The sequence below is a fragment of the Haliscomenobacter sp. genome, assembly GCF_041740695.1.
GTDB lineage: Bacteria > Bacteroidota > Bacteroidia > Chitinophagales > Saprospiraceae > Haliscomenobacter.
The window spans coordinates 1-25,411 of record NZ_JBGSLK010000028.1 but is presented as its reverse complement, the minus strand read 5'-3'; the positions used below and the strand labels follow the sequence as shown (position 1 = coordinate 25,411).

Annotated in this window: 22 protein-coding genes; 17 read left to right on the top strand and 5 right to left on the bottom strand. The window is 47.3% G+C overall.

Annotated elements, in window-relative coordinates:
- Positions 1-56: 56 nt before the first annotated feature.
- Positions 57-1,355, bottom strand: a complete 1,299-nt coding sequence (locus ACEW9O_RS06295; protein WP_373549288.1) for an LVIVD repeat-containing protein — start codon at positions 1,353-1,355, stop codon at positions 57-59.
- Between the two features lie 200 nt (positions 1,356-1,555).
- Between ACEW9O_RS06295 and ACEW9O_RS06290 the strand changes: the two genes are divergently transcribed.
- The 7 genes from ACEW9O_RS06290 (at position 1,556) to ACEW9O_RS06260 (ending at position 9,336) form a co-directional block, all read left to right on the top strand.
- A complete protein-coding gene (locus ACEW9O_RS06290) occupies positions 1,556-3,352 on the top strand; it encodes a serine hydrolase (protein ID WP_373549287.1) in 1,797 nt (598 codons plus the stop codon).
- A gap of 158 nt (positions 3,353-3,510) precedes the next feature.
- Positions 3,511-4,941, top strand: coding sequence for a Gfo/Idh/MocA family protein (locus tag ACEW9O_RS06285; protein WP_373549286.1), 1,431 nt, complete (start codon positions 3,511-3,513; stop codon positions 4,939-4,941).
- Positions 4,942-5,115: 174 nt separating this feature from the next.
- A complete protein-coding gene (locus ACEW9O_RS06280) occupies positions 5,116-6,078 on the top strand; it encodes a ThuA domain-containing protein (RefSeq protein ID WP_373549285.1) in 963 nt (320 codons plus the stop codon).
- An 80-nt stretch (positions 6,079-6,158) separates the two neighbouring features.
- Positions 6,159-7,448 carry a serine hydrolase gene (locus ACEW9O_RS06275; protein WP_373549284.1) on the top strand — a complete coding sequence of 430 codons (1,290 nt, stop codon included), beginning with the start codon at positions 6,159-6,161 and terminating at the stop codon, positions 7,446-7,448.
- 115 nt (positions 7,449-7,563) lie between these two features.
- Positions 7,564-7,935: a 2TM domain-containing protein gene (locus ACEW9O_RS06270; RefSeq protein WP_373549283.1), complete on the top strand. Its 372-nt coding sequence runs from the start codon at positions 7,564-7,566 to the stop codon at positions 7,933-7,935.
- A 107-nt stretch (positions 7,936-8,042) separates the two neighbouring features.
- Positions 8,043-8,453: a 2TM domain-containing protein gene (locus ACEW9O_RS06265; protein ID WP_373549282.1), complete on the top strand. Its 411-nt coding sequence runs from the start codon at positions 8,043-8,045 to the stop codon at positions 8,451-8,453.
- 169 nt (positions 8,454-8,622) lie between these two features.
- Entirely contained in the window at positions 8,623-9,336 is a 714-nt protein-coding gene (locus ACEW9O_RS06260; protein WP_373549281.1) for a polyprenol monophosphomannose synthase, read from the top strand.
- 112 nt (positions 9,337-9,448) lie between these two features.
- Here the strand turns inward: ACEW9O_RS06260 and dnaK are convergent, their stop codons facing one another.
- A complete protein-coding gene (gene dnaK, locus ACEW9O_RS06255; RefSeq protein ID WP_373549280.1) occupies positions 9,449-11,365 on the bottom strand; it encodes a molecular chaperone DnaK in 1,917 nt (638 codons plus the stop codon).
- Between the two features lie 385 nt (positions 11,366-11,750).
- Here dnaK and ACEW9O_RS06250 point away from each other — a divergent pair, with 385 nt between their 5' ends.
- From ACEW9O_RS06250 to ACEW9O_RS06230, 5 genes are all read left to right on the top strand, one after another.
- The gene (locus ACEW9O_RS06250; RefSeq protein ID WP_373549279.1) at positions 11,751-12,374 is read left to right on the top strand and encodes a heme-binding protein; all 624 of its coding nucleotides are present in this window, start codon (positions 11,751-11,753) and stop codon (positions 12,372-12,374) included.
- Positions 12,367-13,161, top strand: coding sequence for an MlaE family ABC transporter permease (locus ACEW9O_RS06245; RefSeq protein ID WP_373549278.1), 795 nt, complete (start codon positions 12,367-12,369; stop codon positions 13,159-13,161). The genes ACEW9O_RS06250 and ACEW9O_RS06245 overlap by 8 nt, the downstream gene beginning before the upstream one ends.
- A gap of 4 nt (positions 13,162-13,165) precedes the next feature.
- Positions 13,166-13,945 carry an ABC transporter ATP-binding protein gene (locus tag ACEW9O_RS06240; RefSeq protein WP_373549277.1) on the top strand — a complete coding sequence of 260 codons (780 nt, stop codon included), beginning with the start codon at positions 13,166-13,168 and terminating at the stop codon, positions 13,943-13,945.
- 3 nt (positions 13,946-13,948) lie between these two features.
- Positions 13,949-14,959, top strand: coding sequence for an MlaD family protein (locus ACEW9O_RS06235; RefSeq protein ID WP_373549276.1), 1,011 nt, complete (start codon positions 13,949-13,951; stop codon positions 14,957-14,959).
- 108 nt (positions 14,960-15,067) lie between these two features.
- Positions 15,068-16,174: an alkene reductase gene (locus tag ACEW9O_RS06230; protein ID WP_373549275.1), complete on the top strand. Its 1,107-nt coding sequence runs from the start codon at positions 15,068-15,070 to the stop codon at positions 16,172-16,174.
- A gap of 208 nt (positions 16,175-16,382) precedes the next feature.
- Here ACEW9O_RS06230 and ACEW9O_RS06225 read toward each other — a convergent pair whose 3' ends face one another.
- Both ACEW9O_RS06225 and ACEW9O_RS06220 read right to left on the bottom strand, forming a co-directional pair.
- Complete coding sequence (locus ACEW9O_RS06225) at positions 16,383-17,924, bottom strand: sulfatase (RefSeq protein WP_373549274.1); 1,542 nt, start codon at positions 17,922-17,924, stop codon at positions 16,383-16,385.
- Positions 17,925-18,064: 140 nt separating this feature from the next.
- Positions 18,065-19,693, bottom strand: a complete 1,629-nt coding sequence (locus tag ACEW9O_RS06220; protein WP_373549273.1) for a CotH kinase family protein — start codon at positions 19,691-19,693, stop codon at positions 18,065-18,067.
- Positions 19,694-19,833: 140 nt separating this feature from the next.
- On the opposite strand from ACEW9O_RS06220, the gene ubiE reads away from it, so the two are divergent.
- The 5 genes from ubiE (at position 19,834) to ACEW9O_RS06195 (ending at position 24,454) form a co-directional block, all read left to right on the top strand.
- Positions 19,834-20,559 carry a bifunctional demethylmenaquinone methyltransferase/2-methoxy-6-polyprenyl-1,4-benzoquinol methylase UbiE gene (gene ubiE, locus ACEW9O_RS06215; protein WP_373549272.1) on the top strand — a complete coding sequence of 242 codons (726 nt, stop codon included), beginning with the start codon at positions 19,834-19,836 and terminating at the stop codon, positions 20,557-20,559.
- Positions 20,532-21,242 carry an outer membrane beta-barrel protein gene (locus tag ACEW9O_RS06210; RefSeq protein WP_373549271.1) on the top strand — a complete coding sequence of 237 codons (711 nt, stop codon included), beginning with the start codon at positions 20,532-20,534 and terminating at the stop codon, positions 21,240-21,242. The genes ubiE and ACEW9O_RS06210 overlap by 28 nt, the downstream gene beginning before the upstream one ends.
- Before the next feature lie 278 nt (positions 21,243-21,520).
- Positions 21,521-22,624: a Re/Si-specific NAD(P)(+) transhydrogenase subunit alpha gene (locus ACEW9O_RS06205; RefSeq protein WP_373549270.1), complete on the top strand. Its 1,104-nt coding sequence runs from the start codon at positions 21,521-21,523 to the stop codon at positions 22,622-22,624.
- Positions 22,625-22,747: 123 nt separating this feature from the next.
- Positions 22,748-23,050: an NAD(P) transhydrogenase subunit alpha gene (locus ACEW9O_RS06200; RefSeq protein ID WP_373549269.1), complete on the top strand. Its 303-nt coding sequence runs from the start codon at positions 22,748-22,750 to the stop codon at positions 23,048-23,050.
- 6 nt (positions 23,051-23,056) lie between these two features.
- On the top strand, positions 23,057-24,454 hold the full coding sequence (locus ACEW9O_RS06195; RefSeq protein ID WP_373549268.1) for an NAD(P)(+) transhydrogenase (Re/Si-specific) subunit beta: 1,398 nt from the start codon (positions 23,057-23,059) through the stop codon (positions 24,452-24,454).
- 211 nt (positions 24,455-24,665) lie between these two features.
- On the opposite strand, the gene ACEW9O_RS06190 is transcribed toward ACEW9O_RS06195, so the two are convergent.
- Positions 24,666-25,313 carry a DUF6498-containing protein gene (locus ACEW9O_RS06190; RefSeq protein WP_373549267.1) on the bottom strand — a complete coding sequence of 216 codons (648 nt, stop codon included), beginning with the start codon at positions 25,311-25,313 and terminating at the stop codon, positions 24,666-24,668.
- Between the last annotated feature and the right edge of the window lie 98 nt (positions 25,314-25,411).

The following is a 25,411-nucleotide window of genomic DNA, read 5'->3' as shown; positions in this document are numbered from 1 at the left end:
CTCAACGTAGCTGTCAAAAACGCTTTGTCTCTTCGTGTCTTTGTGGCTACAATTCATTACTTCGAAACATTCAACACGCTCAAACGCACCAGTTTCTTTGGATTGGAATAATCGTACTGATAAATTCCGTTTTTCCCGGTAATGATCGCCAGGCCTTCTTTTTCCAGTGCGATCACATCATAGGCGTCAAAGTCGTCCAAGTGAGACAATTGGTTTTTGTCTATCGTCAAATCGTCTTTGGCATCAAACACCTTAAGGCCTTGATCGCTTTCACAAATCATCAGCACATCACCGGTGATGGACAAGCCAATGGGTTTGTGCAGAGGGTAGGTTTTGATCAACTTGGGTTGGGTGATCTCCGTAATGTCCAACACATCCAACTGGTTGTTGAAGCCCTGACAAACGGTGCCTTCGCGCAAGGTGACGTACGCCCGGTTGCCTTGGGCCACTACCGGGTCGCAGGCTCTGGCGTGCTGGAAATTGGCCAAAAATTTGGGTGCTTCGGGGTCAGTTGCATCAAAAATTTGCATGCCCGCCATGCCACCAATAAAGAGTTTGTCATCGTATGGAAAGATGGTTTCAATGTCCCAACCGATACTCACGTTACTGGCCATTTTCGGTTCAGTTGCATTCAGCAGATTGAACACCCGCAAGTTAGAACGATCTACAGTGTACAAATGGTTTTCGGTGATGGTGAATCTTGCCGTTGAGCCTCCAATACCAACGGTAGTCCCTCCGGGCGCGCCTACTTTAGAGCCACTAGATGAGCTGTTCGAAAAGGTTCTGATTGCCGCATCAGCCTGCAACCACATTTCTTGGCCCCGAAAAAAAATGATCCCACCCTGGTCACAAGAAGGAACACTTTCGGTGGTTTCGGTTTCTTTATAGGTCACCAAATAACCTTTTTCTGGATCAATGCCATAATTGGGAAATGCATCTTTGACCCGGCCTGCAAATTTGGGATTTCCTGGGTCTTCAATATTGATCATGACCAAATCTACCCAACTGTCTGCGTAGAGGATGTTGTTGCGCACCGCCATGTCGACATTCCCCGGAATGGGTACAAATGCCACCGGTACGGGTGCTTTGGGGTTACGATTGTCTACAATGTGCAGCCCTTCTTCTGGCTCATTGATGATCAGGTAACCTTCGTAGACGTATATCTTGCCCGCATCTTTGATCGGTCTGGGTGCTTCTGGTAAAATGTCTTTGCGCAGCTCCTTGCCATTGATGTATTGCGGATCATAACGAATGTAGGTTGTAGAGGTTTCACAAGAATCCTTCAAACAACTGGTCAGCACGGTCGTCAGCAGCAGCCCTAATAGTCCAGTGAGAAAATGTTTACGTAGCATCATGTCAGGTTTTTTGTTCGGATTTGGATTTCGGGTGATTCATTTGAAATCCAAAGCCAAAGAGTTATCAGGAATTAGAAATAAAAAGCAGCTACTTTAAATTCGGAAGACGGGCCTTCTTAGAAAGAGGTTGGTAAATTGTAGATTTTTTTGCGCCAATCCGCTTATTTATCATTTTCTTAGCCAAAGCTAAAACACATTTTATGAAAAACCTAAGCTTTATTCTTCTTCTATTCTGCTGTACAGCCCTTGTACCGTCTGCCTTGTTCGCACAAAAAAAGACAAAAACGGCAGTCGTTACAGATCCGTTTAAAGACATTGAAAGCTACATTGAAAAAGCCCGCAATGACTGGCAAGTGCCAGGAATAGGACTAGCCGTGGTGCGCAATGGAAAAGTGATTTATGCCAAAGGTTTCGGCTATAAAGATGTGGAGCAAAAAACGCCCGTTTCCGCCAATACGCAGTTTGCCATCGGCTCTTGCACCAAAGCTTTCACCTCCTTTGGCGTATGCCAATTGTCGCAGGATGGGAAATTGAATTTGGGACTTCCGCTGAAGACTTACCTACCCGACTTCAAACTCCACGATGAATACGCGGGTGAAAAATTGACGGCCATTGACATGCTCAGTCATGTTTCGGGGCTGCCACGCCATGATTTGGCTTGGTATGGCTCGGCGCGCAACCGGGAGGCATTGTATCAAGCCATTCCTTTGTTTGAACCTACCGTGAGTTTCCGGCAGCAGTGGCAATACAACAATTTTATGTTCATGACCGCGGGTTATCTGGTCGAAAAACTATCAGGCCAAACCTGGGAAGCCTACACCAAAGCCAAAATATTGGATCCCTTGGGCATGAAAGAAAGTAATTTTTCAGTAGTTGACATGCAAAAAAGCGCCGACTATGCCCTACCCTATGGCTGGGAAGACAAACCAATGGGCAAGGTCAAAAAACTGGATTTCCGCAACATCGACGCCATGGGCCCGGCAGGTTCCATCAATTCCAGCCCAAATGAAATGGCCAAATGGGTGACCATGTTGCTTCGGCAAGGCCAATACGAAGGCCAAACCCTACTGTCGCCAGAGCTGCACAAAGAACTGTTTAAACCGCGCAGCATCGCCTCTACTGAATTGGATTCCAGCTATTATACCTTCCATAGTTTGTATGGCATGGGCTGGTTCATCACCGATTACCGGGGGCACCTCCGCCACGACCATGGTGGCAACATTGATGGATTTTCGGCCAATGTGGCCTTGTATCCACGCGACTCCCTGGGCATCATCGTTTTGACCAACATGAACGGTACGGGTTTGCCTTCCGTAGTGCGCAATTATGTAGCCGACAAGTTGCTCGGTTTGGCAATGGTCGATTGGAGCGACAAACAACTGACCGCTCTCAAAAAAGCCTTAAAAGTTGGTGAAGAAGCCGCTCAAAAAGTGGAAGATACCCGCAAAAAAGGCACCAAACCCAGCCACCCGATTAGCGATTACGTTGGCAAATACAAAAATGAGGCTTACGGGGTATTCGAAATCAAAGCCAGCGGCGATACCCTGGCCGGGAAATTCAACGAGTTAGAAGTCAAAGTTAGCCACTATCACTACGACGTATTCTCGCTCAGTGAAGGGGTCTTAAACACGAATTTTAATGTATTCAGCAACCTGCGGGGTGACATTGAAGCCCTTGAAATTGAACTGCAAGGCGGCGTAAAACCCATCCGCTTCGAACGCTTCAACGAAGCGTTAAAAACGACCCAAAGTGACCTGCAAAAATTTGTAGGGGATTACGATTTAATGGGCGCTACGGTAAAATGTTTCCTGAAGGGTGATGTTTTATTTGTCAATGTTCCGGGGCAAACCGACTACGAATTGGTGCCAGTCGCGCCGCTCAGGTTTGACCTAAAAATTGCCAAGGGGTATCAACTCGTTTTCGCTGAGGAAAATGGGAAGATTATCACAGCCACTTTTGATCAACCAAATGGGAAGTTTACGGCGAAGCGGAAATAATTAGGGAGTAAGCAAATCAGTTTGGGCTTGTCTTTCCACTATACATCACTCACCAAATACCCGCTGGTAAAAACCTGCCTCTTAAAACTGAAATCAGGTTCAATTCCTGAAAATCTTATAACTTTCCCCAATCCTCTACCATTTTAAAACCTTAACACATGCACAATCGCAGAAATTTCCTCAAAAACATCACCTGGGGCGCAGGTTTCGCCTCACTGGGAATCCCACAATTGGTGCAAGCCAAGCCTACTACATCCAATGCCGAACAGGCCGATGCCCTCCAGCTGGATCTGGGCAAACAACAATTCAACATGTGTGGCTTCGCCGCCCCCAAGCTTGATAAAGTACGCATCGGCTTCATCGGGCTGGACAACCGGGGCCCTGGTGCAGTTGGCCGCATGAGCCGCATTGAAGGTGTGGAAATTGTGGCCTTGTGCGACAAAGATCCCAACCGGGCCAGCAAAGCCCAAAGCATCGTGGAAAAAGCTGGCCGCCCCAAAGCACGCGAATACAGCGGTAACGACGGCTGGAAGGCCATGTGTGAAAGCGACGACATCGACCTGGTCTACATTGCTACACCCTGGAGTTTGCACACTCCCATGGCCGTTTACGCCATGCAGCAGGGCAAACACACGGCCACGGAGGTACCCGCCGCCAAAACCATTGATGAGTGTTGGCAACTGGTAGAAACTTCCGAAAAAACGAAGCGCCATTGTATGATGTTGGAAAATTGTTGTTACGATTTTTTCGAACAACTGACCCTGAATATGGTGCGTAACGGCATGTTCGGTGAACTCGTCCACGCCGAAGGTGCCTACATCCACAATCTGCTGGAGATGAACTTCAATAAGGCCTCTTACTCTGACATGTGGCGTCTCAATGAAAACCTTCGCAACGGCAATCTCTACCCTACCCACGGTCTGGGGCCAATTGCCCAATGCCTGGACATCAACCGCGGCGACCGTTTTGACCACCTTGTGGCCATTTCCAGCAACGATTTCCAAATGGGTAAATTGGCCCAGGAAAAAGCCAAGAGCGATACTTTTTACCAGGAATATGTAGGCAAAAGTTTCCGGGGCAACATGAATACCACCATCATCCGCACCCAAAAAGGCAAAACGGTCATGCTCCAGCACGATGTGACCTCTACCCGCCCCTACTCCCGAATCCACGTACTGAGTGGCACAAAAGGGGTGGCACAAAAATGGCCCACACCCGCCAAAATTGCTATTGGTGAAGAATGGCTGAACGAACGGGAAATGCAGGATTTGGAAGCAAAATACAGTACGCCTCTGGTCAAACACATTGGTGAGATTGCCAAAAAAGTGGGTGGACACGGGGGGATGGACTTCATCATGGACTGGCGTTTGATCGATTGCCTGCGCAATGGCCTGCCATTGGATCAGGATGTGTACGATGCGGCCAGCTGGAGTGCGGTTGCACCATTGAGTGAACAATCGGTGGCAAAACGGGGTAAATCGATCGATGTGCCTGATTTCACCCGTGGTGCCTGGCAGCAAAACAAACCGGTGAGTTTGACGCTGGACGGCGGAGCAACCACCGAAGTGCGAGCTGCTGCAAAGGGTTGAAGTGTATTCTTGGGTGCTTCCTTGGGTGTCTTAGGTTTCTTAGGTGGTGAAAAAGAAAAAATCCTTGCGGAGCAAGGTATTAATTTCACCACCTAAGAAACCTGAGACACTGAAGGGCCACCTCAGCTAACTTTGTATTCTATTTTTACACAAACAACAAAAACATTAGATCCAATGTACAAAAAGCAACTCCTGCTTGGCTTCTGCCTGCTTTTATTGAGCAGTACAATTTTTGCCCAAAAGACCATCAAAACCCTGATCGTCGATGGCCAAAACAACCACAACCAATGGGCCAAGATCAGCTACATGATGAAAAAATACCTGGAGGAAACGGGTAAATTCTCCGTCGATGTGCAGCGCAGTTACTACACCTGGAACGGTGGGGAATATATCCAGAAATACCCCATCGCTGGTTTGCGCAGCACCGTGGAATTGACCAAGTCGCGTGCAGACTCCAGCTACCTCATTGACTTTTCCAAGTATGACCTCGTGATTTGCAATTTTGGCTGGAATGCCGCCCCCTGGCCCGAGACTACCCAAGCCAATTTTGATGCCTTTATGAAAAAAGGTGGCGGCCTAGTAGTCATTCACGCTGCCGACAACTCCTTTCCCAACTGGCCCGCTTACAACCAAATGATTGGCCTGGGTGGTTGGGGCGACCGCACCGAAAAAGATGGCCCTTACGTGTATTACGACGACAAAGGCCAGTTGGTACGCGACATGGTCCCGGGCCGAGCGGGTTCCCACGGTGCCCAAGCCGAATTCATGATCACCGTCCGCGACAGCAAACACCCCATCACAAAAGGTATGCCCCTCCAATGGATGCACAGCAAGGATGAAATGTACGATCGTCTGCGTGGCCCAGCTGAAAATATGCAAGTACTGGCTACCGCTTTTTCCCCAAAATCCAATCGGGGCACCGATCACCACGAACCCATGCTGATGACCATCAAATACGGCAAAGGCAGGGTTTTCCATACTCCGCTGGGGCATGCGGATTATTCGGTTGAGTGTGTAGGCTTCATCACCTGCTTGCAGCGTGGCGCACAATGGGCTGCTACTGGTAAGGTGACGATTCCAATTCCGAAAGATTTCCCAACGGAGAAAGAGTTGAAAGTCAGGGCTTTTAAGGAATAAGCCCATAAAAAAGCTCCTCACTTGCACAGCAGAAATAAACCTAACAGGCTTTTGGCAGTCCAACGCCAAAAGCCTGTTTTATGAAATATACTTACTTCTTGTTTCCGTTTTTGTTGGGCGCGTACCTGTGCCAGGCTCAGAACTTTAGCGAAGTTGACGCCATTCTGCAAAAAAGCCTCGGTCTGTACCGCAATGACGTATGTGTGATGGTCAACCAGCAGAGCAAGCCTATCTACTACCGGGGTTTGGGGGATTATGACTCTCTATCGGTGGCGGCAGTAGCTTCGGTGAGCAAAACCTTTAGTGGAATTTTGATCCTGGCTCTGGCCGACAAAGGGCTCCTCAGCCTGGACGATACCCTGGGCAAACACCTGCCCATTTTCACCCAATACGGCAAAGGTAAACCGACTATCCGGCAATTGTTTTCCCACAGTAGTGGCTTTCCAGGCAGCGAAACGGAGGATTATTTGACCAGTCGAACGATGACCTTGGAAGAGGTAGCGAATACCATTGCTCAAACAGAAAACTTTGACTACGAGCCAGGCAAGGGATTTGCCTACGGCGGGGTGTCCATGCAAATCGCAGGTAGAATTGCGGAGGTGGTAACGGGCAAGTCCTGGAATCAGGCCTTTCGTGAATATTTGGCAGATCCCCTTGGCTTGACTCAAACCATTTTTTGCCTCAATAGCGCCAGCAATCCACGTATCGCCGGAGGAGCTTGTACTTCGCCCAAAGACCTGATGATCCTAGCTGAATTTATCCTCAACAAGGGCAAACACCAGGGCAAACAAATCATCAGCGCCAATACCATGGAGGAATTGTGGAAAGACCAGACCAATAAAGCCCCTCAACTTGCATCGCCTTATCCTGATAGCCCCAAATACAATAACCCCTACGGCGCTCAAACCATCTATTATGGCATCGGCACCTGGCAAGACATTTACAACCCAACTACCCAGTACCAGGAGCAAATCAGTGGAGCGGGTGCCTTTGGTACCTATTTCTGGGTCGATCGGGTGCGCGGGCTTACGGGGGTCATTTTTACTTTATCCCTTGGCGCCATCACCCGCAATGCCACTTTCCAGATTGTGGATGCCATTCGCGATGCGGTAAGTCTGACCACGAGCACCGTGGATATCCGATCAAAGGAAAATATTCCTGTTTTTCCCAATCCGGTTCGTACAGGTCAGTTGTATAGCCAAACAGTGAAAAGCGGGCCAGCTACTTTGGTCAATGCGATGGGCCGGGTAGTGATGCGCTTTAACCTGGAAACCCTCAAACAAGGCTTGGATGTGCAACATTTGCCACCGGGGCTTTATTTTCTACAATCTGCTTGGGGCACCGCAAAAGTGGTCATTCTTAAAAGTTGAAGTGTATTGACCGATCTTTACGAGAAACTCGTCTATAAAAATTGATCCTTGTCCGAATTGAAGAGACTTTTGGACTAAGAGTTTGTTAAATCAATTCAGTATAAAATCAATAGCTATGTGTGGACAATCACGCTATAAAGACCGCTACGACGAAAAATCCGAATTTTTCAACCGTGGCCCCATCAACGAAAAGGAGTGGCGCGAGTTTCGACGGTACAAACGCAAACAAGAAAGTCCTGAGTCCAAGTTTTACAAACACTTGACCTGGTACATGGCCATTATGGGTTTCTTTTTGTACAAAAACCATGGCAATGTATTTAGCTTCTTTCCGATTGCTTTCTTTTGGGGGATTGGGGTGGCCATTCATTACTTCTCCGTGTTTGGGTGGCCAAATGAGCAAAAACCCAATAAGCCAGATCAGGATGATGACATGGATGATGAACCCGAAGATAAAGGGCCAAACTGGTCAGATAAAGACTTGGTTTAAGATCCTTTTTTTGGATTCAGATGTCAACTTATCTGCGTAAATTTGCGGCCAGCTGAGCTGAGGTACACCGCCCCAGCCAGCCCTATCACTCGCGAACCGTAGAACCCATGGGAAGAAATCGTAAAAACAAAGAGCCACTTACGGCATTTGAAATTGCCAAACAACGGGTAGAAGAAAAAAAGAAGTTTTATCGCCACCTTTCTTCATACGTGGTGATTGGTCTCTTTTTTTACATGTTCAATTATTTGGTCAGCCCTGGCGAGTGGTGGTTTTATTGGCCAATGTTAGTCTGGGGTGTTGGACTTGCCTTTCATTATGTGAATATTTTTGGCATCCCCGGCATCATTGAAGAAATGTCGCCGGAATGGGAAGAAAAACAAATCCAAGCTGAACTACGCCGCTTGGAGAAAAAAGGAATGGATATTTCTCGCCCTACGCCCAAGGAAGAGCCTCCGCTAGAACTCAAGGAGATAGAAAAGCGCAAGCGCGAATCCTGGGACGATAATGAACTCGTTTAAATGACGAATTTTTCGAATGACGAATGACGAATTTTAGGAGTAGCCTTAAAATTCGTCATTCGTCATTCGAAAAATTCGTCATTTATTGAATAAGCTTATCTTTGCCGAACCTAAATCAATCCGTTTAGCGTTCCATCAAGAACATTGTTCATCACCCAAATTTAAGGTTTTGTCAGATAGTCTGGTTATTATCCCTACCTATAATGAGCTAGAAAACATTGAGCGCATGCTCAATACGGTATTTTCTTTGCCGCGTGCTTTTCACGTATTGATCGTCGACGATGGTTCGCCAGACGGCACTGGTCAGATTGTCAAGAATTTACAACAAGTTTATCCTGGTCAATTGCACTTGCTGGAACGAAGTGGAAAACTGGGGCTGGGTACGGCTTACATTGCAGGCTTCAAGTGGGGCTTGGGGCATGGGTACGAATACATCTTTGAAATGGATGCTGATTTTTCCCATAATCCGCAGGATTTGCCCCGTTTGTATGAGGCTTGTGCCCAAAAAGGTGCTGATTTGGCGGTGGGTTCTCGGTACACTAAGGGAGGTAAAGTCAGCAATTGGTCCTGGGATCGCATTGTGTTGTCGTATGGTGCTTCCATGTATGTGCGCCTGATGACCTGGATGCCCGTGAAAGATCCTACTGCTGGCTTTATTTGTTACCGGCGGAAAGTGTTGGAAAGTATTGATTTGGACAATATCCGCTTTGTGGGGTATGCGTTCCAGATTGAAATGAAATATGCGGCCCATCTCTTGGGTTTCAAAATCGTGGAGGTGCCCATTACCTTTGTGGATCGGGTGGCGGGCGTGTCAAAAATGTCAGCCAATATTATTCAGGAAGCAATTGTGGGGGTGTTTCAGATGCGGTGGCAAAAACGGTAGGGGCAACCCTGCGTGGTTGCCCTTAAAAGTTTCAAAAAAAATGGCAACCGAAAGGGTTGCCATTACAATATTTATCGCGTGAAAGGGCAATCACGTAGGATTGCCCGTACGGTTATTTCTTATCTACTTCTTCGTATTCAACATCGGTCACATCATCAGCGCCTCCAGTTTTGCTGGAACCACCTGCCTCGTTCGCGTTTGGTGCATTGTCATCTACACCAGCTTCATTGGAGGCCTGGTACAAGTCTTGGCTGGCCGCCTGCCATGCAGTATTCAACTTTTGCGTAGCATTGTCGATGGCATCCAGATCCTGGGCTTTGTGGGCTTCGTTGAGTTCGCTTAGGGCTGACTCAATGGCAGCTTTTTTGTCCGCTGGAATCTTGTCGCCGTATTCTTTAAGCTGTTTTTCTGTGTTGAAGACTAAACCGTCGGCTTGGTTCAACTTTTCAGCACGTTCGCGAGCCTTCCGGTCAGTATCAGCGTTGGCTGCAGCTTCGGCGCGCATCCGTTCGATTTCTTTTTGGTCGAGACCAGTAGAAGCTTCGATACGCACACTTTGCTCTTTGCCCGTGCCTTTGTCGCGTGCAGTTACACTTAGAATACCGTTGGCATCGATGTCGAAAATTACTTCAATTTGTGGCAGACCACGTGGAGCGGGTGGAATGTCACCGAGGATGAAGCGACCAACCGTACGGTTGTCTTTCGCCATCGGGCGCTCGCCTTGCAATACATGGATTTCTACGCTGGGCTGATTGTCCGATGCAGTAGAATACACTTTCGACTTCTTAGTAGGAATCGTGGTATTGGACTCGATGACTACGTCGTACATATTGCCCATGGTTTCGATACCCAATGACAGCGGTGTTACGTCGAGCAAGAGTACGTCTTTCACGTCACCGCTCAATACACCACCCTGAATAGAAGCACCAATGGCCACTACTTCATCGGGGTTCACCCCTTTGTTTGGTTTTTTGCCAAAGAAATCTTCAACAGCTTGCTGGATGCGCGGGATACGGGTAGAACCACCTACGAGGATGACCTCATCGATGTCGTTTTTGGTCAACCCAGCATCTTGCAAAGCTTTGCGGCAGGGCTCCAGTGAACGTTGTACCAGTACATCGATCATCTTTTCAAACTGTGCGCGGGTCAACTTGGTGGTCAAGTGTTTGGGCACACCGTCTACTGCGGTGATGTAAGGTAGGGTAATGTCCGTTTCGGTTGAGGAAGACAAATCGATTTTTGCTTTTTCAGCCGCGTCTTTCAGACGTTGCAGGGCCATTGGGTCCTTGCGCAAATCGATGTTTTCTTGTTGTTTGAACAGTTCAGCCAACCAGTCAATGATCACACCGTCGAAGTCGTCGCCACCCAGGTGAGTATCACCGTTGGTCGATTTTACTTCGAACAAACCTTCGCCCATGTCCAAGATCGAGATATCAAAGGTACCACCACCCAAGTCGTATACGGCGATGGTCATGTCTTTGTTACGCTTGTCGAGGCCATAAGCCAAGGCAGCTGCCGTAGGCTCATTGATGATCCGGCTGATTTTGAGGCCAGCAATTTCACCTGCTTCTTTGGTTGCCTGACGTTGCGAGTCGTTGAAGTAAGCGGGAACGGTAACTACCGCTTCAGTTACTTCCTGACCGAGGTAATCCTCAGCAATTTTTTTCATTTTCTGCAGTACCATTGCAGAAATTTCCTGGGGGGTATACATGCGGCCGTCGATGTCGACACGCAGGGTGTCGTTGTCGCCTTTCGCAATGGTGTAGGCCATGCGGCTGATTTCACCTTGTACTTCCGAAGCGCGACGACCCATGAAGCGCTTGATGGAAGCAATTGTGCGCCTAGGGTTCGTAATGGCCTGGCGTTTGGCAGGGTCACCAATTTTACGTTCTCCATTGTCTTGAAAACCAACAACAGATGGCGTAGTCCGCCGACCTTCATCGTTCGGAATTACCACCGGTTCGTTCCCTTCCATTACCGCCACACATGAGTTAGTGGTACCAAGGTCAATTCCGATAATTTTTCCCATGTTCTTGTACTTTATGTTGTTTATGAAGAGCTCGTTCTTGCATTGTGTTGCAGGATTGAACTCAGAAATTCTTGTTTACGAGCAATGGATAGCAAGGGATGTGCCAAAGGGGGAAGTGGCAGGACAGGAATGACATTTAGGCAGAAGGAAATGGCCTTGATCGAAAAAATCGGCCAAAAGGGTCAATTCATTAAATAACGCAGGCCAAAATGGCACAAATCAAATGATGTATGGTAAATCTTTGGTTGCATGCTTGAATTCGGTAGTGGCATCAGCTACCTGTGAATTGTGCAACAATCCCTTTCAATTGTGTAACACATTCCCTCTTGAAACAAGCCATCTTTGTGAATTGTGAAAACTCGTTTACAATGCAGTCTCTCATCCCATGAAAATTTTTTTAATCCTCAGCCTACTTCTGATTGCTTCCCTACTGCTTTTTCAATTGTATCTGCGGGTAGTCTCCGCCATCTCAGCAACCCAAAATTATCAAATGGTTTTTAAGGGCAAAGGCTTTGAAATTCGTTTTTACCCTGCAGTGGCCATGGCTACAGTCATTTCATCCGCAAAGACTTACCAGGAGTTGGGCAGTTCTGGATTTGGGAAACTGGCCAATTACATTTTTGGAGGGAATGAACGCAATTTGCGCATTGCCATGACCTCCCCTGTACACATGGACATCAATGACTTTACCTCGTCGATGAGTTTTGTGATGCCCGCCAAATATGTACAAGAAAATTTACCAAAACCCATCAACACGGAAGTCATCCTCGAAACCATAGGCGATGAATTCGTAGCTGCTGTTGGGTTTGGTGGCTTTGCTTCCGAAGATGACATCAAAATAAACACCCGCAAGTTGGAAAAAGCCCTCAAAGCAGCATCAATTGCCTATTATGGAAGTTTCCGCTTTCTGGGATACAATCCTCCCTATCAACTCTCGGGTAGAAAAAATGAGATCATCGTAAATGTGAATTGGGGGCATCAACAAGTTGACCAAGCATCAAATGATTAAAGACCAAACCAAAAAAGCTGTATTTTCGGAGCGCATTGACGAATATTTTATAGGCGTTTATAGCGCCTATAAATTTGTACTCCGCTTTTTTAAAGAAGTATTTGTACCTCCTTTTCACTTACGCGCCATCATTACCCAGTCTTACGAAATTGGCATCAAATCGCTTGCACTCATTTCTGTCACAGGCTTCATCATTGGTATCGTTTTTACCAAACAATCGCGTCCTTCTCTCGAAGATTTTGGTGCAGCGTCCTGGTTGCCCAATTTGGTGGGAATTGCCATCATTAGAGCTTTGGGACCAGTCCTGACTGCGCTCATTTGTGCCGGAAAAGTGGGGTCGAGCATTGGGGCCGAATTGAGCTCAATGAAAGTTACCGAGCAAATTGAAGCCATGGAAGTTTCGGCCATCAATCCCTTTAAGTATCTGGTCGTTACCCGCGTAGTTGCGGCCACCATCATGGTTCCCTTGTTGGCGATGTATTGTGTTTTTATTGGACTGATGGGTTCTTACATCAACGTACACGCTGCAGAAACGACCAGCTTCACCACTTTTTTTAAGGACGCCTTTTCGAGCATCACTTTTGTAGATCTATTTGCAGCCACAGCCAAAGCAACCGTGTATGGGTTTACGATTGGCATCATTGGCTCTTACAAAGGATTCAATGCCACCAAAGGAACCCACGGCGTGGGCAAAGCAGCCAATGAAGCGGTGGTTTTGGCCATGTTCCTTGTTTTTCTGGAAGAAGTGATCATTGTTCAGGTATCCAACTGGATACGTTACTTTTAAAACCATGGAAAAAACCAAATGTAAACCGGATAAAAACAAAGGAGAACCAGTGATCTCCATCCAAGGGCTCTATAAATCTTTTGGTACACTAGATGTTTTAAAAGGCATTGATTTGACCGTTTGCAAAGGCGAAAATGTAGCCGTACTCGGTAAATCCGGCTCCGGAAAGTCGGTGCTAATCAAAATTATTGTGGGTTTGCTGAAGCCAGATAAAGGTACTTTAAATGTGCTGGAAAAGGAAGTTGAACAATTGAACGGAAAAGAGCTGGATGAACTGCGCTTGCGCATCGGTTTTTCCTTTCAAGGCAGTGCCTTGTACGACAGCATGAGTGTATTCCAAAACCTGGCCTTTCCCTTGATCATGAATGTGAAACATCTCACTAAAAAGGAAGTAGCAGATGCCGTGGAAGAAGCGCTGGAAGCGGTGGGTTTGAAAGACAAAGCGGAGCGAATGCCCGCTGAGTTGTCAGGTGGCCAACGGAAAAGAATCGGCATCGCCCGCGCTTTAATTTTGAAACCGGAAATCATGTTGTACGATGAACCTACTGCTGGCTTAGACCCGATTACTTCTGCCGAAATCAATGAGTTGATCAACGAAGTGCAGGAAAAATACAATACCAGTTCCATCATCATTACTCACGACCTTACTTGTGCCAAAAATACTTGCAATCGCATCGTCATGCTGGTTGAAGGTCAATTTTTACCAAGTGGGAAATTTGAAGAACTATTTAAAACCGATAACCAACAGGTTAAAGATTTTTTCAATTACAATTTCATCCAATAGACCATGCAAGATCCACAAAATAAACACGCAGTAATGGTGGGAGTCTTTGTTTTAGCAGGGCTCTTACTACTCGTCGTCGCTATCTTTATGGTCGGCGACATCCACGATACCTTTAAAAGAAAAATAGAACTTGTTTCCCTTTTTGACGATGTAAACGGCTTGGAAGAGGGCAACAACATCTGGTTTTCAGGGGTGAAAATCGGGACGGTAAGCAGCCTGGCTTTTTATGGCAAATCCCAGGTTGCTGTGGGCATCAAAATTGACACAAAACACCGACAATACATTAAAAAGGATTCCAGAATCAAAATCAGTGCCGATGGGCTCATTGGCAACAAACTATTGGTGATCGTTGGAGGCACCACCCGCTCTGGAGCAGTGGAAGAAGGTGACACCTTGTTGGTTGAAAAAACTTTTTCCTCAGAGGAAATCCTCAACATGTTCCAGGAAAACAATAAAAACGTGTTGGCCATCACCTCTGATTTTAAAAAAATCAGTAAAAAAATAGTGGAAGGCGAAGGCACCATTGGAAAATTGTTGACCGAAAACACCTTGTATGAGCAGCTAAATGCCACTACTGCTTCCCTACAAAACACCTCGACCAGGGCGGAGGTACTGGTCAACTCCCTGGTAGATTTCAGTTCGGGCCTCAATAAAAAAGGAACCCTGGCATCTGAATTGACAACTGACACAACGGTGTTCAAATCTGTAAAAGCTTCGGTTTTTCAATTGAACCAAGCTAGCCAAAATGCCGCAGCCATGGTGGCTAATCTTAAGGCCGTAAGTAGCAATCCCAATACCCCCTTGGGTGTTATGATCCAGAACGAAAAATCGGGTACCCAGATGAAAGGAATCATCGACAACCTGGAAGGTAGTTCACAAAAATTGGAGGAAAGTATGGAAGCATTGCAACACAATTTTTTGCTGCGCGGCTTTTTTAAAAAGAAGGCTAAAAAAGCGAAGCAAGACTCTTTAGCAGTGGCGCAAAAACAAGTATTTATTTTGCCAAAAAATTAGCTAAGGCACTTTAATTCAACCGTTTATTTATCTAATCCTTTGGCAAAAGGAACACTTATTTTTTTGTCCCCCCTTACTTATCAAATAAATTCACCATAAACAAAAAACATGCAAAACTACAAATTACTGAACCCAAAAAAACTAGGCACAATCCCTTTGAAAAACGCCGTCGTAATGGCCCCGATGACCCGTTGCAGGGCCATTGCCAACATTCCCAATGACCTAATGAGGACCTATTATGAGCAGCGTTCCGGCGCTGGCTTGATCATCACCGAAGGTACCTCACCCTCACCAAACGGACTTGGCTATGCCCGCATACCTGGAATGTTTAGCCAAAAACAAATTGAAGGCTGGAAAAAAACTACCGTGGCGGTGCACCAGGCTGGTAGTAAAATATTTGTCCAGTTGATGCATACCGGCAGGATCAGCCATCCGCTCAACATGCCCCAAAGTTCCCGGATTTTTGCCCCCTCCCCCATCCAGGCAGCAGGACAAATGTGGACGGATGCGAAACAATTGCAAGATTTCATCGTGCCCCAGGAAATGACCGCCGAAGACATTTGGCAAACCAAAGCGGAATTCGTCAATGCGGCTAAAAATGCGATTGAAGCTGGATTTGATGGCGTCGAACTGCATGGCGCGAATGGATATTTACTGGAACAATTTATTTCTCCAGTCAGCAACATCCGGAAAGATCACTTCGGTGGAAGCATCAAAAATCGTTGTCGGTTTGTGATCGACGTGGTGACTGCGGTAGCAGAGGCCATTGGGAAAGAAAAAACCGGCATTCGTTTATCCCCATACGGAACGGCCAGTGACATGCCCCATTATCCGGAGATTGAGGATACCTACGATTACCTTTCCAAACAACTCAACGATCTTGACATTGCCTATATCCACCTTGTAGACCATTCCGGGATGGGTGCACCAAAAGTGCCTCTTTCCATCAAACAGCTCATCCGCAACAATTTCAAAAACGCACTCATCCTTTGTGGAAACTACAACCTGGAAAGCGCCGAAGCCGAGATCCAAAGTGGACTAGCCGACCTCATCGCATTTGGACGGCCATTCATCAACAATCCCGATCTGGTTTATCGATTTGAACACAATTGGCCCTTGTCAACAGAGCTAAATATGGATTTGTTTTATTCGGCAGGTGAAAAGGGATATACGGATTATCCGGCGCATGCGGAGAGTCCGGTGCTGGCCGGGTAAGGAATACGGCGTAGCGGAGAATCTCTAGTTTAGTTTACATAAGCTTTTAGGCGTATCATTCCTAAGGTGCCCTAAGGTGTCTAATGTGGTTCAATAAAAACTAGCAAGGCAATGAAAACCAAAGCGATATATTTATTGAACCACCTTAGACACCTTAGAGCACCTTAGATTGTATATGCTTAGTAATCGGTCAAATAGGTTCCAAATATCAGTTTTGATCCATTAGGCTTAAGGCCTCAGCATCCCGATACCCCGCCGCCATTTCCTTCAACTGCCGCTTCAAGTCCACAATCAGCTCCTGATTCGCCGGATCAGCGTACACATTTTTCATCTCCTGTGGGTCTTTTTGCAAATCGTACAACTCCCAAAAGTCGCCCTCTCCGTAAAAACGGATTAGCTTATATCGTTTAGTCCGCATGCCAAAATGTTTCATCACGTTGTGCTCCGCCTTTTCATAATAATGGTAGTATACCTGTTGCCGCCAGTCTTTGCTGCGTTTTTTGCGGAGCAAAGGCAGGATGGATTTGCCTTGAATATCGGCGGGAATTGTGGCACCAGCCAAATCCAAAAAAGTCGGCGCAAAATCAATGCCCATCAACAATTCGTTCACCACGGTGCCCGGTTTGATCAATTTGGGGTAACGCATCAAAAAAGGCATGTGCTCCGATTCTTCGTACATGAACCGTTTGTCGAACCAGCCGTGTTCACCCAGGTAAAAGCCCTGATCCGAAGCGTATATCACCACGGTGTTTTCACGCATTTTTTGCTGATCGAGGTAATCGAGCAAGCGGCCAATGTTGCGATCCAGAGAAAGCACACAGCCTAGATAATCGTTCATGTAGCGCTGGAATTTCCATTCATCCAGTGCCTTGCCTGTTAAGTTTTGCCGTTTGAAGTTCTCAGACATGGGCTGATAGTAGGCTTGCCAGGCGCGGCGTTGGGCCTCGGTCATACGTTTGAGGTCATAGTCTACTTTGAGGTCTTCCAGGATGCGCAGGTCACGGTAAACGTTCATTTCCTGTTTTCCGGCGGCAATCCGACCCGCATAATCGTCGTAAAAAGTGGGTGGCATTTTGAATTTCACCCCATCAAACGCGTGAAAATCCATGGTGTCAGGCAACCAATTCCGATGGGGCGCTTTTTGCCCCACCACCATACAAAAAGGTTTGTTTTTATCGCGGTCTTTGTCCAGCCATTGAATGGCCTTGTCGGTGGTGATGGTGGTCGCGTAACCCTCGTAGCGGCGGGTTTGGCCATCCATTTCGATAAAATCGGGGTTGTAATACTGGCCTTGACCGGGTAGTACAGTCCAATAATCGAAATATTGCGGAGTCGCTTCCAGGTGCCATTTGCCGATCCAGCTGGTTTGGTAGCCAATGGCTTGGAGGCGTTTGGGAAACATGTCTTGCCCGGCGTTGAAGCGCGAGAGGTTGTCGCGGTGGCCATTGATGTGGCTCAGTTTGCCAGTGAGCAGGGCCGCACGGCTGGGTGCACACAAGGAATTGGTGCAAAACATATGCTGGAAGATGGCGCCTTCACGGCCAATGCGGTCAATGTTGGGTGTCTGGATGTAAGGGCTGCCGTAAGCACTGATGGCGTTCAAAGCGTGATCGTCGGAGAAGATGATCAGGATATTGGGTTGGGCGGCGGTTTTTTGCAAAACGGTGGGCGGCAACAAAGCGGAATTGCCCAGAAAGAACAACAATGAAAACCAGGCTACGTAGGGTGTGAAGGTGTTTTTTTTGAACATAAAAGCACAATTTTATAGACTTAAAAAATCATCTGTCATTGCTTAGGTGTGCCTTAAGTGTCTTAGGTTTCTTAGGTGGTGAAAAGAACACATTATTTCACCACCTAAGAAACCTGAGACACTTAAGATTCACCTAAGGTTTACTGCCGCACCAAGCGCCCAGTAATCGGTGCTCCATTCCCCGGCTTCAGCTTATAAAAGTACATCCCCGGCGAAAAACGCGACACATCAAGCGGCAATATTTGTGGGCCACTCCCGATGAATTTTTTGGAAAAACTGTACACTTCGCGCCCATTCGCATCCACAATCAGCAACTCTGCCGTTTCACCCAAACCAGCCAAACGGTATTCAAAAGTAACCGATTCGCGGCCCGGATTGGGGTACAATTTCACTTCACCAAATGCCACATTGCTAACTCGATCGGGGATTTCCGCCATGGCACCATCCAACCAGGTGATGCGGTCCCGCGTCCAGTTTTTTAGATAGGTTATTTCATTGGCGTAGGTACCACCCACGTAACTATTCGGCCACACGGCTTTATTCAGGATCGGATACAATTGAAAATTAAGCGCTTGCGCCGGGCCAATCACATTGGCCAGTGAGTCAATATGGCCGATTACCCGATCGGTAGCGAACACATTTTTGCGCAATTCAAACCAACGTTGTTTCATTTTTACCCGAAAAGCAGGGTCGTTGACCAGTTTATCCCACCAAAAATGGATCACCCAATAATCCTCCGGGCAAACCTTATTAAAATCGTAGGCCCAGCCCACCGGGTATTGGCCATTGCAATAATTGGCATTGCCAAAGGCGAGGTTGTAATCCCAGAGGGGGCCAGCAAAAATTTTAGAATTGGTGGCATCATTGTCTTTATAAAAATAGGTACTCAAACGATAGCCGTCTACATTTTTGGACAATTCATTCAACAAAACCATGTCGACAAAGGAAGGCACATCGATCCACTTGGCATAACCTGCTTTGGGATCGTTGTAAGTGGGAGAATCCATCACCCGTTCAAAAGCCCGCATGTGCTCTTTGATGTATTGCAACTGGGCGGGCCGCAAATCATCCTCGTTCGGGTATACCACGCGGTAATCTGGAGGGTAGGTTTTGCCCGGCATGTTGAAAGCGGAGCGGAAAGTGATGTCACCGGGATCCAGTTTGTCCAGAGCGATGATGTAACCGCCGGTCACTTTTTGTCCTGTGGTGTCTTTGGTACCGATCTTGTTGATGTTGACCCGTACTTTGTTGCGTTTGATGCGTTCGGTGAGCATAAATACGCCCTGGTATTGCCCATTCACCTGCACATCCACAAACCGGTATTTGGGAGCCCAGGGCATTATTTGTTGGCCCATACGGTACAAAACGGCGTCTCGAATCAAGGACTTGTCAGCAAAAGGACCAATCAGCGCCCAATCGCTATGCCCGGGCATGCCTAAAATGGCTACGTCTTGTTCTTCTCCTTTAGCGTCCAAAAACTCGATGGAATAAGGCTTTTTGTCGCTGAGGTCAAAGGAAGATTTGCCCCGGTAACGAATGCCTAGCCGGCCCGATAAACTGGGCTGGTCGTTGACCGTATTGTCTTTGCCAGTTGTATTGGCGCGCAACTGGTAGCTGGCGGGCACATCCGTATTGCGGTTGAGGATAGCGCCTTGATCAAGGGTGACGGAAAAAATAGGAAGGCTGGATTTTTCCAATTTAACTTGGGCGACTCCGAAGGCTGAACAAAGGGAAAAAATGGCAATCCATGCAGGTAAAAGTCGTTTCATACATTTTTAGAGCCGAAAATAGAGAATCGCCTCCAAAAAGTCTGCCGCCTAAATAACATTTACTGATTTAGAACTAAAATTGGTGGTTTCTGTTACTCTTTGGCTTCATTAATGTAATTTTGCACAAATTTTTTTCCAGCATGGGTCAGATTAACCCTTACAACGAGCAAGAATCCAAAACCAAGCAGGTTTCCCGCATGTTTGACCGGATTGCTCCCTATTACGATTTTCTCAACCACTTTTTGTCTTTGGGCATCGATCGGGGTTGGCGGCGCAAAGCCATTGCGGAAGCCGCTCAAAATGACCCTCAACGCATCCTTGACATTGCCACGGGCACCGCAGATTTAGCCATTGCTATGGCTGAGAAGATCAAACCTGCTGAAGTCATTGGGGTAGACATCGCCCCGAAGATGCTGGAAATCGGTCGGATAAAAGTGCGCGACAAGGGCTTGAATAAAATTGTCCGCCTGGAAGACGGCGACTCACAAGAACTTCATTTCCAAGACGATCAATTCGATGTCGTCACTGCCGCTTTTGGTGTGCGCAACTTTGAAAACCTGGAATTAGGGCTCTCCGAAATGTTCCGCGTGCTAAAACCAGGCGGCAAAATTGTCGTATTGGAATTCTCTCGGCCCAAACTTTTTCCCTTCAAACAAATATTTAATGCCTACTTCAAATACCTGTTGCCGCTGGTTGGGCGTTTTACCTCCAATGATCAAAGGGCGTATTCCTACTTGTACGAATCCGTGCAGGCATTCCCCGAAGGTCATGCATTCCTGAACATATTTGAGAAAACTGGATTTAAATCGAACCGATGCACCGTATTAACTTTAGGCGTTTGTTCCATCTACGTGGGTTTCAAGTAATAGTTGTAGTGGTTTTGGCAGTAGGTAGCCTACAAGCGCAGAAATACCGTGGCAACCCCAACTTTTTGGATTTCAATCAAAAACCATACTATTTCGGTATTACGCTGGGGATCAACTCTTCCAATTTCAAACCCTTTCGCTCCAAGCAGTTTTTGATGAGCGACAGCATTCAAACTGTGGAATCAGTAACCGGGCCTGGCTTCAACCTCGGAATCGTGACCAACCTGAAAATGGGTGATTATTTCGATTTTCGTTTTTTGCCAACCCTCTCCTTTGCCGAGCGCAACATCAATTACGATAAAGCCAGCCGTTTCCGCGATTTCAGCCAACGCACTGTAGAATCTGTTTTTGTAGAAATGCCCTTTCAGGTGCGGTACAAATCGGCGCCTTTTCACGACAAACGGGTGTTTGTGATTGCTGGCGTTAAATACTCTTTCGACGTGGCGAGTGATTCCCGTTCTAAACAGGCCGAAACGCTGGTGCGTATTTCCCCTTCCGACTTTCAGTTGGAATATGGGGCTGGTATGCAGTTCTTTTTCCCTTTCTTCATCTTTTCACCCGAGTTGAAGATTTCCCAAGGCATTGGCAACACCTTGATTTATAATCCTGCACTGCAAGAATCAACGGTACTGGAAAAGTTACTTTCCCGGACCTTTACCATATCGATTCACTTCGAAGGCTGATCTGTTTTTATCTGCCTGTAAAAAAAGAATGGGCCACGGTGAAATTTGTCACCGTGGCCCATTCTTTTTTTCATCTTTCCTCCCTACAAATTGGCCTAGCTTTCGCATCTGAATTCACATTTACTCAAAATTGGTCTTTTGTACCGTTGATAAAACAATCAAGCAAAAAGCCGCGAATTTGCCCAATTTTATTTCCCTAAAAATGTGGATTTGTCAATATAGATGCTAACATTGTAATTGATTTCAACTCTGATCCTAACCTAACTTTTTTTAATTCTATGAAAATAGGTGCCATTAAGGAAACTAGGCCAGATGAAAACAGGGTTGCTCTATCGCCAACTGTGTGCAAACAATTGATTAAGAACGGATTTGAATGTGTCATCGAAAGTGGTGCCGGGCTCAATTCCTTCTTTTCCGACGAAGCCTACGTTGAAGCGGGTGCAACAATCCTTTCTTCTGCCAGTGAAGTATTCAGTTCCGCAGACGTGTTGTGTAAGCTAAACCCTCCCAACGAGGAGGAGATTGAAAAACTCCGCGCAGGTACAGTCCTGATCACGTTCGTTTACCACATGACCAATAAGGCCTTGGTAGAAAAGATCAATGTCCGCCAAGTAGCCCTGTTTAGCATGGACGCCATCCCGCGCATCTCCCGCGCACAAACGATGGATGCCCTGAGTTCCCAGGCCAACCTCGCCGGATACAAAGCCGTAACCATCGCCGCCAACGAATCGGGTAAAATTTTTCCAATGCTGATGACTGCAGCGGGCACCATTACACCTTCCAAAGTGCTCATCTTTGGGGCTGGGGTGGCCGGACTGCAAGCCATCGGTACAGCCCGGCGTTTGGGTGCCGTGGTGGAAGTGACCGACATTAGGCCCCAAACCAAAGAAGAAGTGGAATCCCTCGGGGGCAAGTTCATTTCTTTTGATACTGGAGATGGCGTAAAAATCGAAGGGGGCTACGTCAAAGAAGCCGGCGAAGATGTGCTGACCCGCCAACGGGAAATCCTCAAAAAGCACCTCGCCCTCGCCGATGTGGTGATCACCACGGCACAAGTACCCGGGCGCAAAGCACCGGTTTTGGTTACCGAAGACATGGTCAAGGTGATGAAATTAGGTTCTGTCATCGTGGACATGGCCGTAGAACAGGGTGGCAACTGTGAGCTGAGCGAAGTGGGGAAAATAGTGGTGAAACACGGCGTAAAAATTATCGGTTACTCCAATTTACCGTCCATGCTGGCGCCCAACGCCAGTGAAAGTTATGCCAAAAACGTGTACGCGTTTGTGACCCATTTGGCCAGCAATGAGGGCTTCAAATGGGACATGACCGATGAAATCACGGCGGGAACCCTCATTTGCCGCGATGGCCAAATTCTAAAATAAGTTGAGAAGGTTGAGGGAAGTTGAGAAGGTTGAGGCTACCGCGAGCGGTTTTGACAATGACGCTCGCGGTAGCCTCAACCTCTCTCAACCTTCTCAACCTCCCTCAACCTAAACAAACATCAGATGCAAGCAATTTTTCAATTCATATCCGATCACCAGTTGATGATTTACCTGATCGTCCTGATGATTTTTGTGGGCGTTGAACTCATCGGAAAAGTTCCGTCCGTGTTGCATACCCCGCTGATGAGTGGGGCCAATGCCATTCACGGCGTCATTATCATTGGATCCATCATTGTGATGGGGCAAGCAGAAAACCTCTTCGCCTCCATCCTGGGCTTCATTGCCGTGTTTCTGGGTACCCTCAACGTAGTAGGAGGATTTGTAGTGACCGACCGCATGTTGGAAATGTTCAAAAAGAAAAAATAAGCCGCCGTGAAACTATCAATTCTTGATTTAATCTATATCCTTTCTGCCTTCAGCTTTGTATTTGGCATCAAGCTGTTGGGCAAACCCAGCACGGCTCGGCGAGGCAACACGATCGCTGCCGTGGGGATGACTGCCGCCATTGTGGGTACCATTTTCCTCAACGAATCGGTGATGGTAAAAAACTATCCCTGGATTTTTGGGGCCTTGATTCTTGGCTCCATCATCGGAACCTTGATGGCCAAACGGGTACAAATGACCCAGATGCCGCAAATGGTCTCCTTTTTCAACGGAATGGGGGGCGCCTGCGCGGCCTTGATTTCGATTGTGGAATACGATCATTTTTTGCACCATACTGCAAGTAGCGATTCCGCCAGGATCGTGATTTTGCTGCTGGGTTTGATCATTGGTTCGGTGTCTTTTTCGGGTTCCATGATCGCCTTTGGCAAACTGGAAGAAAAGATCAAAGACTTACACCTGCCAGCTCAACAAGTGATCAACATGGTGGTTTTGCTCGCCATTGTCGGCCTGGAGGTCGGGATGGCGGGAGGCTATTTGAGCAATCCTGCTTTCATTTACCTGATTTTGGGCCTGAGTTTGATTTACGGTTTGTTGTTCGTGTTTCCGATTGGGGGTGCCGACATGCCGGTGGTGATTTCGCTCTTAAACTCCTTTACCGGGGTGGCAACTGCCTTCGGTGGCTTTTTGTACGACAATAAGGTGATGCTTTTTGGCGGTATCCTGGTCGGCAGTGCGGGTACCTTGCTCACTGTCATGATGTGCAAAGCCATGAACCGCTCCCTGACCAATGTACTGTTGGGCAATTTTGGCAGCGGAAGTAAGGCAGCCTCAGCGGGCAAAACGATCACGGGTTCCATCAAAGAAGTCAGCGCTTCGGATGCGGCGATTTTGATGAAGTACAGCAAAAAAGTAATCGTCGTGCCGGGTTATGGATTAGCGGTGGCGCAAGCCCAGCACGTTTGCCATGAGTTAGAAATCTGTCTGGAAGCGGAAGGTGTAGAACTCAAATACGCCATTCACCCAGTAGCCGGGCGGATGCCAGGGCACATGAACATCTTGCTGGCAGAAAGCAATGTGAGTTACGATAAATTGGTGGAAATGGAGTCGATCAATCCTGAGTTCAAAACGACGGATGTGGTGCTCGTAGTGGGTGCCAATGACGTGGTGAATCCTGCGGCCAAAACCGATCCTACTTCGCCCATTTACGGCATGCCGATCCTGGATGTGGAAGATGCTGCGAATGTCATCGTCATGAAGCGGAGTATGCGCTCGGGTTATGCGGGCATTGAAAATGAGCTGTTTTATTCCCCTAAAACCCGGATGCTTTTTGGCGATGCTAAAAAGATGATGACGGAATTGGTGAATGAGTTGAAGGCTTCGGCGTAGGGTTTCGACACGATGTTTTTTGATTCGGCTTCGCCAAATTTTTTTAACACGACGACACGACGGAACGACGACACGACGATTTTCGCGCTTCGCGCTTAAAGAACATGACGCTTTGCGTCATGTTGCGGCGGTAGCCAAATCGTCGTGTCGTCGTTCCGTCGTCGTGTTAAAAACAAGCAGCGAAGCTGCTTCAACCCACCTTTGAATCGAATTAATTCTGATTGCTCACTTGCACTTCCTTCGTCCTACCAGCCCGGCTAAAGCCCATGTCCACCAAAAATTTTGCGCCAGCCACTGCCAATCCTACCCACTTGGAATCCGACCAGGTCGGATATTTTGGCAACAAATGCATGGTCACGGGCATAATAATGGCCAACAAAACCAGTAGGTACACAAACGTTTTCATCAACTCCTCAGTCGGGTGAGCGGTTTTAAAACTCTCGTTTGCGAAATAATTCAACACCAGCCCAGCCAGGTGATTCAACAACAACACAATGATTTGTGCCTGTAAGCCTACCATGCTGCTGCTAGTTATGCTGTCGGTATCAATGCCATTGATGGTAAAGGTGACCGTGAGCATTAAAAAAGCAATGCCCATAGCGGCACCCGCTCCCGTCCAGAAAATCCGAAAAAGCAGATTCGTGAAAAATGGCTGCCCCTGTAAGGCAAAAAAGGCCCGAATCAAACTGGCCGCCAAAATAAAAATCACCTCAAACCACAACAACCAGATCACCGTCTGAAGTTTCCAGCCTAGAAAAAAGAGGCCAAATAGATTGACCAAAAAACCAATCACCCCCATCCAGAATGGGTGCATAGTGGGGGTATTGAACCACGGTTTGTCGTGTAATTCTGCCTTCATAAGATAGCTTTGAAAGTTGAGAAGGTTGGGGAGGTTGAGGGAGGTTGAGGCTACCGCAGCGACTTAGACAAGGGCATTGTCCAAGTCGCTGCGGTAGC